The organism is Gordonia sp. L191 (assembly GCF_030077625.1).
Classification (GTDB): domain Bacteria; phylum Actinomycetota; class Actinomycetes; order Mycobacteriales; family Mycobacteriaceae; genus Gordonia; species Gordonia polyisoprenivorans_A.
Window position 1 is genome coordinate 826,004 of the sequence record NZ_CP125996.1, and the last position, 12,833, is coordinate 838,836.

Consider the following 12,833-nt stretch of genomic DNA (forward strand, 5'->3'; position numbering starts at 1 on the left):
GGCGAGGGAACGATAGGGCGCAGCAATGGTGCGATGGGCAAGCGTTGTTCGTCCGGGCGTGCCCATTCCGCCGGAGGCATGCTGTGGGCATCACCCTACCGGCCTGGACCGAACGAGCCGAGGGCGACCAAAACCGAACAGCGAAAGGACTTTCCGATGTATGACGTCATTGTGGTAGGCGCCCGGGCGGCAGGTGCACCCCTCGCGATGCTGCTCGCTCGCCGTGGGTTCCGCGTGCTGGCGGTCGACCGGGCCCGTTTTCCGAGCGACACGATCTCGACCCATTACATTCACCAGGCCGGACTGGCACGTCTGCGTGACTGGGATCTGCTGGATACGGTGGTGGCCACGGGATGTCCGCCGGTCCGTCATCTCAACTTCACCTACACCGACATCACTCTCGCCGGCTTCGCCGACCCGATCAGCGGGATCGACGCCGTGTACTGTCCGCGTCGCACCGTTCTCGACGAGATACTCGTCGACGCGGCACGACGCTCCGGCGCGGAGGTGATGGAGGGATTCACCGTCACCGACCTCCTCGAGGAGAACGACTCGGTGGCCGGAATCCGTGGCCGCGACGGTGACGGGCGATCCGTCGAGTTCCGGGCGCCATTGGTGATCGGCGCCGACGGAGCGGGATCGACCGTGGCCAAACTGGTTGGCGCACAGATGTACAAGCACGCTCCTGCCGGATGTTTCATCTTCTACTCCTACTACAGCGGCCTGGACTGGGGCATGCAGCACCGGACCGGATTCGGCGAGCAGCAGTTCGGGTCGTGGCCCACCAACGACGGTCTCTCGCTGGTCGCGGTGATGCGCCGCCGCGACCGATTCCGGGGCTTCCGTGCCGATCCCGATGCCGGTGTGCAGGAGATCGTCGATGCGGTCGACCCGGTGTACGGCGAACAACTGCGCGAGAGCGGTGAGCGAGCCGAGCCTTTCCGGCCGATGCTCTACCCCGACAACTACTTCCGTCGTTCCCACGGACCCGGATGGGCGTTGGTCGGCGACGCCGGTTACCACAAGGACCCATTCACCGGTCTCGGTATCACCGACGCGTTCAAGAACGCGGAACTGCTCGCCGATCGGATCACCGAGGGCTTCGGTGGCGCGCGGCCGATGGCCGAGGCGCTCGAATCGTACGAACTCGAACGTGACGCCGCGAGCGTGCACAGCTTCGATTTCACCGTCGCCATCTCCGACCTCTCCCTGACGCCGTATCACGACTCGGTGTTCCGCGCCGCCAGCCACAGTCCGCGCTACACCAAGAAGTTCTTCGGCCACATCGGCGGCGGGATCTCCGCAGAAGAGTTCTTCGATCCGGAGGCACTCGCGGAGCTGTACCGCGAGGTGGACCTGCCCGAGGCCGACCGGCATCTGGTGCCGGCATGAGTGGCGCTGGTGTGGTGACCCTCGGCGACAGTTTCGTCGAGGGGCGGGGAGATCTGCGCGGCAACCTTTTCCACGGTTGGGTCCCGAGATTCGCGGGGCAATTGGGGGTACCGGCATCGCGTGTGCTCAACCTGGGTGCCCACCAGGCGACCACCACCACGGTGCTCGACGAGCAACTCGGGCATGCGGCGCGCCAACTCGCCACCCATGCCGCCGTCGTCGGGGTGGTGGTGGGTGTCAACGATGTCGTCAGCGACTACGACCCGCGACGGTTCGAACACAACCTGCAGACGATCTTCACCCGCCTCGCCGCGACGCGAGCGGTGGTGTTCACCGCCAACTATCCGGATATTCCTGCGCGACTGCCGGTACCCGACCGATTCCGGGACCTGCTGCGCGCCCGCTTCGCCGAGGCCAATCATCTGTTGGCCGGTGTCGCCGCGACGACCGGCACGGAGTTGATCGATCTCGCCGCCGACAGCGCGTGGACCCGTGCGGAGATGTGGAGTCCCGATGGGCTGCATCCGAGCCCACGCGGGCACGCCGACTTCGCCAAACAGGCCGTCGCGGCGGTGTCGGCGCGTACCGGCACGATCGTCGCCGCCTGACCAACCCGCACCGCGCATGCCCCGGCGTGCGTGCGTTGACCTGCACTCACTTTCGCCAAGGAGAACCCGTGACCACCGTGCCTTCCGCCGATGTCGGCGCGCCCACCGGCGCCGACACCGATCGTCATGTCCAGCGCAGACTCGCGCGCAATCCCATCGCCATCGTCGGTATGTCCGGGCTGTTGCCGCAGGCGGCCGATCTGGGCCAGTACTGGCAGAACATCGTCGACGGCGTCGACTGCACCACCGAGGTGCCGGACTCACGGTGGAGCCTCGACGACTACTTCGATGCCGATCCGTCCGCTCCGGACAAGACCTATTCGCGACGCGGGGCCTTCTTGCCGGATGTTGCATTCGATCCGTTGGAGTTCGGGCTGCCCCCCAATCAGCTCGAGGTCACCAGCACCATGCAAACGCTGAGTCTCGGTGTGGCGCGCGATCTTCTGCTCGATGCGGGCGCGCCCGGCTCCGAGTGGTACGACCCGAGCCGTACCGGTGTGGTGCTCGGCACCACCGGGCCCGTTCCGCTGATGCATCCCTTGGCCGCACGGTTGTCCACCCCGGTGCTCAAAGAGGCGGCGCGTAGTTGCGGGATCTCCGACGACGATGCCGATCGTCTTGCCGAGAAGTTCACCGCGGCGTTCGCGCCGTGGGAGGAGAATTCGTTCCCGGGGCTGCTCGCCAATGTGGTGGCCGGGCGTATCGCCAACCGGCTCGGTCTCGGCGGAATGAACTGTACCGTCGACGCCGCATGCGCTGCGTCTCTCGCCGCGATCCGTACCGCGGTGGCCGAATTGGTCGACGGACGCGCGGACACCATGATCACCGGTGGCGTCGACACCGAGAACTCCATCTTCATCTACATGTGTTTCAGCAAGGTCGGCGCGCTGTCGAAGACCGACGCGATCAAGCCCTTCTCCGACAACGCCGACGGCACCCTGCTCGGCGAGGGCATCACCATGCTGGCGCTGCGCCGGCTGTCCGACGCGCAGCGCGATGGCAACCGGATCTACGCCGTCATCCGTGGTCTGGGGTCCTCCAGCGACGGCCGGTCCAAGAGCATCTACGCCCCGCGCGCCGAGGGACAACTCGTCGCATTGCGGCGCGCGTACGCCGATGCCGAATGCTCGCCGACGTCGGTGGAGCTGTTCGAGGCGCATGCCACCGGAACCGCGGTTGGGGACCGCACCGAACTCACCGCTCTCGGCGAGCTTCTCGCCGACGGGTCGGAGACCCGGTTCGCCGCCGTCGGAAGCGTGAAATCGCAGATCGGCCACACCAAGGGGGCAGCGGGCACCGCGAGTGTGATGAAACTGGCTCTCGGACTGCATCATCGGGTGTTGCCAGGAACCATCAACGTCGCCGCACCGAACGCCGCGATCACCGCCGACAGCCCCTACTACGTCAATACACGTACCCGGCCGTGGATTCGTGACCCCCACCGGCCGGTACGGCGTGCGGCCGCATCGGCGATGGGGTTCGGTGGCACCAACTTCCACGTCGTACTCGAGGAGGCACCCGGTTCGCTCGGCGCGACCCGACCACTGCACTCGGTGGCTCGCGCACACCTGTGGCATGCGCCGGACGTGGCCACCTTGATCGACCGGGTGCGCACCGAGTCGCCGGTGGACGGTGACGTCCCGGCGGACGAGGTACGCGTGGGTTTCGTCTCGTCCGACGACGCGAACGCCGAGTATCTGCGGGAGGTGACCGTCGAGCAACTCATCGCGCAGCCCGGCGCGTCGTCGTGGCGGCACCCGGAGGGGATCTACTACGCCGCCGCGGCGATGCCCGACCTGCGGGTCGCCGCGCTGTTCGCCGGTCAGGGCAGTCAGTACGTGGACATGGGTATCACCGCGGCACTCAACGTGCCCACGCTCGCCCGTGCCTTCGACGATGCCAATGCCGTCTTCGCCGGCGCTTCGACGAGACTGGGCTCGGTGGTGTATCCGCCGCCGGCGTTCACCGACGAGGACCGGGAGGCGCAGGAAATCATGTTGCGTCGCACGGAATTCGCGCAGCCCGCCATCGGTGCCCTCGCTGCGGGGCAGTTCGGGTTCCTGGCTGAGCTCGGTCTGTCCGTCACCGACTTCGCGGGACACAGTTTCGGTGAACTCACCGCGCTGTGGGCGTCGGGATCGTTGAGCGACAACGATTTCCATGCGCTCGCGCGCGCCCGTGGAGCGGCGATGGCACCGTCCGGCGACGGCGATCGAGGAACCATGCTCGCCGTTCCGGCCGACCGTGACCGGGTGGAGGAGATGCTCGACGGTCGTGACGACATCTGGCTCTGTAACCACAACGCACCCGACCAGGTGGTCGTCGGAGGCGGCACGGACGCGGTCGAGCGCTTTGCCGCCGACGCGCGCGATGCGGGTCTCAACGTTCGGCAGTTGCCGGTGTCGGCGGCCTTCCACACCCCCTACGTCGACCATGCGGTCGATGCCTTTCGCCCGGCGGCCGAGGCTGCGACAATCAGTGCTCCACACGGGGTCGTGTACGCCAATTCGCCTGGCGCGCACTACGGGGATGACATCGAACGCAACCGCGACACCCTGGTCGGCCAGTTGCGCCGGCCGGTCGAGTTCGCCGCGGCGTTGTCGGCGATGGCCGACGCGGGGTGCAATGTCTTCATCGAGTTCGGCCCCAAGAAGGTGCTGACGTCACTGGTCGACCGCACTCTCGACGACGTTGTCGCGATACCCACCGACGCGGGTCCGCTCGGTGACAGTGACGTGGCACTCAAGCGTGCCGCTGTTCACCTCGCGGTGCTGGGTGCACCCCTGACCGGTATCAACCGTTACGCCTCCGATCCGGTGGCGCCGCGACCGTCGACGGGCATGACGGTCACCCTGTCGGCGCCGGAATACGTTCCCGCCGTGCGCAAGCAGGCTTATAAGGATGCGCTCCAGGACGGCTTTCGAATCGGTGCCCAATCAACAGCGGCCCAGTCAACAGCGGCCCAGTCAACGGCGGCCCAGTCAGCGGCAGCACAGTCAGCGGCAGCACAGTCGACGGCGGGCCGTCCGAACGGAACCGCCGTCGACGTCTCGTCACAAGCGCCGCCGATCGCTGCCACCACGCTCGCACAACCCACAGAGAGTGACATAACCATGGAGATCCCCTCCGCCCCCGACGTCACCGTCAGTCCGACACGGCCTGCCGCCGAGAAGGTCGCAGCCCCGGCGGGTGACCTCGGTGCGCTCCTGGCCGATCACCTGCACACCCACCGCGGCTATCTGGAGGGGCAGCTGACCCTGGCTCGCGAACTGGCGCAGGCGGTTGCGCAACCCCACGCCGACCCGGCGACGCTCGCCGCGATCGGCGCGGTCAGCACGCACGGAATTGCCATCAGCGAGGGGCACATTCGTGCCAGCGAGGTCATTGCCGAGATCGTCGCGCTGGACCAGGGAGCCGCGCCGACCGTTCCGATGCGCACCTCGCCCGCACCGTCGATGGACATCATGCGGGAGGAGCCGAGCCCCGCGGCCCTCGCCCCGTCGGCGGTGAAACCGGCTGTGTCGCAGGCACAGGGTCACCGGACCACCGACGCGCCGGCCGTCGGTTCACCCGCCGACATCGAGGAGGCGTCCCCTGAACGGACCTCGCCCGAGCCGACCTCGCCCGAGCCGACCTCGCCCGAGCAGGCTGCCGAGCAGACCGCGGTGACCGCCGACGATGTGCGGTCGGCGCTGCGTGAGGTGGTTGCCGAGCGGACCGGGTATCCGGTGGACATGGTCGATCCGTCAATGGATCTGGAAGCCGATCTCGGGGTGGATTCGATCAAGCGGGTACAGGTTCTCGGAGAGGTGCAGGCGCGGTTCCCGCAGCTGCCGAGCTTGGGTCCAGAACAACTCGGTACGGCTCGCTCGCTCGATCAGATCGTTGCGCTCCTCGCGGTGGATCCGTCGACCGCGCCGGCACTGGCTCATCCGGTCCCGACGCCACCGATGGCGCCGGAACATCCGGCCGTGACGACGGCGGTGACCGCCGACGATGTGCGGTCGGCGCTGCGTGAGGTGGTTGCCGAGCGGACCGGGTATCCGGTGGACATGGTCGATCCGTCAATGGATCTGGAAGCCGATCTCGGGGTGGATTCGATCAAGCGGGTACAGGTTCTCGGAGGGGTGCAGGCGCGGTTCCCGCAGCTGCCGAGCTTGGGTCCAGAACAACTCGGTACGGCTCGCTCGCTCGATCAGATCGTTGCGCTCCTCGCGGTGGATCCGTCGACCGCGCCGGCACTGGCTCATCCGGTCCCGACGCCACCGATGGCGCCGGAACATCCGGCCGTGACGACGGCGGTGACCGCCGACGATGTGCGGTCGGCGCTGCGTGAGGTGGTTGCCGAGCGGACCGGGTATCCGGTGGACATGGTCGATCCGTCAATGGATCTGGAAGCCGATCTCGGGGTGGATTCGATCAAGCGGGTACAGGTTCTCGGAGGGGTGCAGGCGCGGTTCCCGCAGCTGCCGAGCTTGGGTCCGGAACAACTCGGTACGGCTCGCTCCCTCGATCAGATCGTCGCACTGCTGACCACAGGTGGTGATGCCGACCCAAAAGGTGAGGCCCCGCGTGACGGGGCACCGACGTCGGACCCCGCTGTTCGGCGCCACTTCATTGCGACGGCAGAGCTGCCGCCGATCGATCCGGCCGTCCGCCCATTCGGCGATCAGCCCGTCGCCGTGGTCCTCGGCATCGGCGTCTTCGACGACCGGGCGCCAGCCATCGCCGAGGCATTGCGGGCCGACGGCTGGCGGGTCGCCGAGTCGGCCCGACTGTTCGTCGACGCCCCCGACGCCCCCGACGCCCCCGACGCCCCCGACGCCCCCGACGCCCCCGACCACTCGGGCGCCCCGAGCGACGGTTCGGTGGTGCCAGAACCGATGGACCTGTGCGTGATGGTGCTCCCCACCGGGACCGATGAGGATGCGTCGGCGATGGGTGGACTGGCCGAGACGGCCGCTCGGCTCGAGGAGGCGATTCTCGCCGCCGGCACCGTGGTGAAGGGGCTCGTCACACGGGCCGAGCACACCGGACGTCGTGCCGGGCTGGTGACTGTCACCGCGGTGGACGGTCACCTCGGGCTCGCACCGGCTGACGTACTGCGCGGCTGCGGCCCACTTCCGGACGCGGTGTCGGCGAGTGCCGCCGGCGTCGGCGGTCTGGTGAAAACGGTTGCGGCCGAACATCCCGCGCTCTTCGTCCGGGCGCTCGACGTGGATGAGCGGCTCGACGCGCAGGGGTGTGCGAGACACGTGCTGGCCGAGATCACCGACGGCGCGACCGACGTCGTCGAGGTGGGCATCGACGCAGCGGGGCGGCGGCGCACCCTGGTGCCGCACCGGGGCCACCACCGACACTCGTCGACCCCGATCGCGGAGAACCCGGAGGTCGACCAGCTCACGGCCGACGACGTCGTGGTGGTCACTGGTGGTGCACGCGGCATCACCGCGCTGTGTGTCGAGGCGCTCGCCGAACGCTGCGACGCACGGTTCGTCCTGATGGGCCGCACCCCCCTCGCGGACGAACCGGAATGGGCGCGGGGTGTCGCCGACGCCGGGCTGCGTGCCGCAGCCATCGCTGCGATGGCCTCCTCTCGTCCGACACCGGCCGAGATCGGGAGGTCCTGTGCCGCAGTGCTGGCCGGACGTGAGATCGCCGCGCTCCTGCGCCGACTCGGCACCGACGGCCCGTCGCCTCGGGTGCGCTACGTCAGTGCCGACATCGCCGATGCGGAGTCGGTTTCTGCCGCGCTGGCCCCGCTCCGAGCGGAGATCACCGCTGTCGTGCACGGTGCGGGAGTGCTCGCCGACGCACCCCTGATGTCGAAGACACGCGACCAGATCCGCTCGGTGTTCGCGCCGAAACTCCTCGGTCTCGGTGCCGTCCTCGATGCGCTGAGTGCCGATGCCGACGACTCACCACTGCGGAGCCTGGTGCTGTTCACCTCGGTCGCGGGCCTGTACGGCAATGCCGGACAGGCCGACTACGCCGTGGCGAATGAGGCGCTGGTGCGCTTCGCCGCGCGGTGGAAGGCTCGCCACCCCGACCGTCACGTGACCGCGATCGACTGGGGAGCGTGGGACGCCGGGATGGTCGACGAGTCGCTTCGTGCCCACTTCGTGGCGCGTGGGGTGACCCTACTACCGCCGGAGGTCGGCGTGCGTGCCTTCACCGAACAGTACGGGCACCACCGACGCGACGACACCGCGGTTCTCATCGGGGAAGACACATCCCTCTGCCCCACAATCGAACCCGAACGGTCGGTGGAGGTCGTTCGATCGCTCGCCGAACTCGCGCGGCAGCCCGTGCTGATGGCACACCGCATCGGTGCGCATCCGGTTCTGCCCGCGACCTTCGCCATCGGTGCGATGATCGGCGTGGCCGAACGAAGTGCACCGGGACGGACCATCCGCCGCGTCGAGGGATTCGAGGTGTTGCGCGGCATCGTGTTCGACGATGCTCCACTCGAGGCGCCGAACGTCGAGATCGTTCCCGCACAGGGCCGGCTCGTCGCATCGATCACCACCGCCGCCGACCGAGGCCCGGTACCGCGGTATCGGGCGAGCCTCTTCGATTCGGCACCCGGACCGGACCTATCGGTCGTGGCCTTGCCCGACGACTTCGGCACGGGGGCCTCGGGCGACGAATTGTATTGCGATGCCACCCAATTCCACGGACCCGCGCTGCAGGGCATGCGGCAGATCTGGCGGCCGTCCCCGGACACGGTGATCGTCGAGTGCTCACGTCCGCAACCGGTCGATCCGCCGGACGATTCGGTGATCATCGACGCCTACCGAGGTGCCCTGCACGATCCCGTACTCGCCGATCTGGTGCTGCAGGTACCGCCGGTGCTGGGCCATCAACTCCGTGGTGGGGCCTGGTTGCCGCTCGGAGTGGGTGCGTGGACCCACCTCCACCCGCTGCCCGATACCGACCCGTTCCTGGTGGTCGCCGGCCACCCGAGGGTCGCCGACACCCAGGTGATCTGTGACGTCACCGTCTACGACACCGCACACACAATGCTCGCGCACCTCGGTGACGTCACGGTGGTCACCACCGCCGATCTCTCCGACAAGTTCAGTGACTCAGTGAGGCAATGGAATCCATGACCACTTTTGACGAGACCACTCTTCATGAGACCACGGTCGACCAGACCGATTTCGACGACATCACATACGACGACGACGCCGCTCTCGACCTGATCGCCTTCGACGGCCCGGTGTTCGACCCGTTCGCCGGTGGTTCGCCGCAGGCGCCGAGAGACGACGAACCCGTCGAGCCGGTATCCACCCGGGTCGCCCCGATCCCCGCGGCCCGTACCGGTCCGGCGGGGGGAGCGGGCCCGGTGGGTGCGCCGGGGCTGATGACGGATTCGGTCGCCGACCTCGCCGCGGGGGTGCTCTCGGCACATCGCGCGGCCCTACGGGCACAGACGGCATTGCAGCGCGCCCTCGTCGATCGCGCACTGTCCGGAAATCGATTCTCGCGCAGTGCTTCGGAATCCCCGGCGCCGGCGTCGGGCGACACACACGGGTCGGGTGGCAACCATCGGGCGGGAGCACTCACGAGTGCGCCGGAAGGCGCGTTCAAACCTCTCAGCCGTCCCTCGGCGACAACCCTGCGTCCCGCCGAACTCCCCGCACTGCTCGCGCGGGCCGGATACCCCGGACCGGTGGCCGTCGACGTCGTCACCGACATCTCCGTGCGTGGTGGCTCCCGCGGCCTGGGCGCCCTAAGTGCCACACCGGCCCGCGGAGCCTCGCCGCAGGACGCGGTGAAGGTCGCGGCGGTGATCTTCGCGGCTCTCGTCGGATTGCCGGACTGCCTGCCGAACCCGACCGCTCACGTCGCCCTGAGGTCGTCGCACGATCTCCCCGCCGGGCCCTTCCGGCTCGGGATCCGCGAGATCGATCTGCTTCCGCGCCCATATCTCGTGGCCGAGGTCGTGGCGGCTGACGCCGGGGTGACCGATGACGGAGTGTCTCAGGACGATCACGGTCAGGTCGAGGTCCTTCTCCGCGAGCGTCCCGGAACCCACATCGGTCCCCGAGCCGGCGGCGGTGCGCCGTCCCCGTCGGCCCGGACCAGTCGGGACGGTCGTCGTGTCCTGCTCAACGAATTCCACATGGCACACCTGTCGCGTGGGGACCAGGCACTCGCGCTCGGTCCCGAGTTCGGTGTGTACACGGGCCGTCGCGCCACCCGATTGCCCACCGGAGGTCTGCTGCTGGTCGACCGGGTCGTCGACTACTCGGGAAATGAGAACAGCAGGCAAACAGCGGAATTCGGTCCTGCGGCGTACGACACCGAGTACGACGCGCCGGCCGACTCGTGGTATTTCGCCGACACGGCCAACGAGTCGATGCCGCATTTCGTCTTCATGGAGACGTCCCTGCAGGCGGCCCTGCTGATGGGGTACTACGCCGGGCCGACGCTCGTCGACCCACACGCAACCGCCAGTCTGCGCAATCTCGGTGGGACCGCGACACTGCACCGTCAGGTCGACCTCCGCGACAAGACGATCTGTCAACACTCGCGATTGCTGTCCACCACGATCCTGCCCGGATCGTCGTTGCAGACCTTCGATTACACGCTGAGCGTCGACGGCGAAACCCTCTACAGCGGCGAGACGCTGTTCGGCTACTTCAGCGACGAGGCGCTGGCCACCCAGACCGGGCTCGATGCCGGCATCACTCGTCCCAGCTGGATTGCCGCGCAACAGGTCCGGCCGCGCACCCGGCGCATCGACGTTGCCGCGCGCCGCGGCGCCACCGACCGGATGCCGCGTTCGGTGGGCAAGCTCGCCCTGCTCGACTGGGTCGACGTCGTCGACGGCGGCGGCGAATTCGGCCTGGGCTGTCTTCACCTGATCCGGCCGATCGATCCCCACGATTGGTACTTCGAGCGGCACTTCCACCTCGATCCGGTGATTCCCGGATCACTCGGCGTGGAGACGGTCGTCCAGGCCGTTCAGGAATGGATGATCGACGCCGGCCACGGAAGCGATTACGCAGAACCCGGATTCGCCATCCCCACCGGGGTCGCGTTCGGCTGGAAGTATCGCGGACAGTTCCTGCCCTCCGACGAACAGTGCGAGGTGGAGGTGCACATCAAGTCGGTGCACGTCGGTGAGCACGCGGTGGTCGTGGTCGTCGACGCCTCCCTGTGGAAACCGGGATTGCGCATCTACGAATTGACCGATCTCGGAATCGAACTCCATGACCGAAAGGCCATTCAGCGATGACCCTCACCACGCATTCCGGCGTGCCGTCGGGTACCGACGACACCATCGCCCACACCACGGCGACGATCCGGGCCGTTTTGCACGACCTCGAGCAGCCGTGCCGGATCGTGCAGGGCACACGCGGCCTCGGTGCGACATCAGCCGCGACAGATGCGCAGGTGCTGGCAGCGGTGCCACCACTACCGCCGCAGATGCTGGGGGACAGCGAGTTCCGACGATTTCACGGCGTGCGGTCGGCATACGCGGCGGGGTCGATGGCCAACGGGATCTCCTCGGTGTCCATGGTGGTGGCGATGTCGCGCGCCGGTTATCTCGCCTCGTACGGCGCGGCCGGCGTGCTGCCGCGACGCGTGGACGCCGCGCTGGCCGAGTTGTCGGGCACCCTCGGTGACTCCCCCTACGCGTGCAACCTGATCCACAGCCCCAGCGAGCCGGCTCTGGAGTACGCCATCGTCGATGCCTGCCTGCGACACGGGGTGCGCTGCGTCGAGGCGTCGGCATTCATGTCGCTGACCCCGGCGATCCTCCGGTACCGATTGGCCGGACTCCACCTCGGCCCCGACGGGGTGACGCCACGACATCGTCTGATCGCCAAGGTCTCCCGCTCAGAGGTCGCCGAGTTGTTTCTCCGTCCGGCGCCACCGGCGATGATCGACGCCCTCGTCGCCGACGGCCACATCACCGCCGAACAGGGGCAGTGGGCGCGGCGCATCCCGGTCGCCGACGACATCACCGCCGAGGCCGACTCCGGCGGGCACACCGACCGTAGGCCGCTACCGGTATTGCTGCCCGACCTCATCGCGACTCGGGATCGCGTGGCATCGGAGTTCCCCGCCGCCTCCTCGGTCCGAGTGGGCGCCGCAGGCGGGCTCGGAACCCCGACAGCGCTGGCCGGCGCGTTCGCGATGGGTGCAGCCTACGTCGTGACCGGATCGATCAACCAGGCATGCGTCGAAGCAGACCAATCGGCAACGGCCAAGCGTTTTCTCGGCACCGCCGATGTGGCCGATGTGGCGATGGCCGCCTCCTCGGACATGTTCGAGATGGGCGTGCAGGTGCAGGTCCTGCGCCGCGGAACGATGTTCGCGGCCCGGGCCAACCGGCTCTTCGAGTTCTATCGTGACCACGACGGGATCGAGTCGATGCCGCCCGAGACGCGCCGGGAGATCGAGGAGACCATTCTCCGACGCCCGTGCGCCGAGGTGTGGGCAGAGTGCGTCGACTATTTCACGCAACGAGATCCACGCCAACTCGCCGGTGCCGCAGACGACCCGAAACGACGGATGGCGCTGATCTTCCGCTGGTATCTGGGGCTGTCGTCGGGCTGGGCGATCCGTGGCGACGCCGAGCGGGTCGCCGACTACCAGATCTGGTGCGGTCCGGCGCTCGGGGCGTTCAATCGCTGGGTGGCCGACACCCGGCTCCGTGATGTCGGCGAACGGAGGGTCGCCGAGGTGGCCGCAGAGCTGATGCGGGGCACCGCGATCGTCACGCGGGTCGCGGCGCTGCGCACCGCCGGGGTCCGGCTGCCCGGGTCGGTCACGGCGGTACGGCCGCAGGTGTGAGGCGTCGCCGCACTCGCGGTG

The 12,833-nt window shown here is 68.3% G+C and carries 5 protein-coding genes; all 5 read left to right on the forward strand.

The features are described from left to right. The first annotated feature begins 156 nt into the window (after window positions 1–156). The 5 genes from QNM97_RS03855 (at window position 157) to QNM97_RS03875 (ending at window position 12,812) form a co-directional block, all read left to right on the forward strand. Complete coding sequence (locus tag QNM97_RS03855) at window positions 157–1,392, forward strand: NAD(P)/FAD-dependent oxidoreductase (protein WP_283821663.1); 1,236 nt, start codon at window positions 157–159, stop codon at window positions 1,390–1,392. Further along, entirely contained in the window at window positions 1,389–2,000 is a 612-nt protein-coding gene (locus QNM97_RS03860) for a GDSL-type esterase/lipase family protein (RefSeq protein ID WP_283821664.1), read from the forward strand. Before QNM97_RS03855 ends, QNM97_RS03860 begins: the two co-directional genes overlap by 4 nt. Window positions 2,001–2,068: 68 nt before the next feature. Continuing rightward, on the forward strand, window positions 2,069–9,112 hold the full coding sequence (locus QNM97_RS03865; protein ID WP_283821665.1) for a type I polyketide synthase: 7,044 nt from the start codon (window positions 2,069–2,071) through the stop codon (window positions 9,110–9,112). Further along, window positions 9,109–11,247, forward strand: coding sequence for a hotdog family protein (locus QNM97_RS03870; RefSeq protein WP_283821666.1), 2,139 nt, complete (start codon window positions 9,109–9,111; stop codon window positions 11,245–11,247). The genes QNM97_RS03865 and QNM97_RS03870 overlap by 4 nt, the downstream gene beginning before the upstream one ends. After that, window positions 11,244–12,812 (forward strand): PfaD family polyunsaturated fatty acid/polyketide biosynthesis protein, encoded by a 1,569-nt coding sequence (locus QNM97_RS03875; protein WP_283821667.1) that lies wholly within the window; start codon window positions 11,244–11,246, stop codon window positions 12,810–12,812. The genes QNM97_RS03870 and QNM97_RS03875 overlap by 4 nt, the downstream gene beginning before the upstream one ends. Window positions 12,813–12,833: the final 21 nt, after the last annotated feature.

Excerpts from the sequence above, each read along its gene's own strand:
- QNM97_RS03855 (WP_283821663.1), top strand. The coding sequence starts at position 157 with ATGTATGACGTCATTGTGGTAGGCGCCCGGGCGGCAGGTGCACCCCTC.
- QNM97_RS03860 (WP_283821664.1), top strand. The coding sequence starts at position 1,389 with ATGAGTGGCGCTGGTGTGGTGACCCTCGGCGACAGTTTCGTCGAGGGG.
- QNM97_RS03870 (WP_283821666.1), top strand. The coding sequence starts at position 9,109 with ATGACCACTTTTGACGAGACCACTCTTCATGAGACCACGGTCGACCAG.
- QNM97_RS03875 (WP_283821667.1), top strand. The coding sequence starts at position 11,244 with ATGACCCTCACCACGCATTCCGGCGTGCCGTCGGGTACCGACGACACC.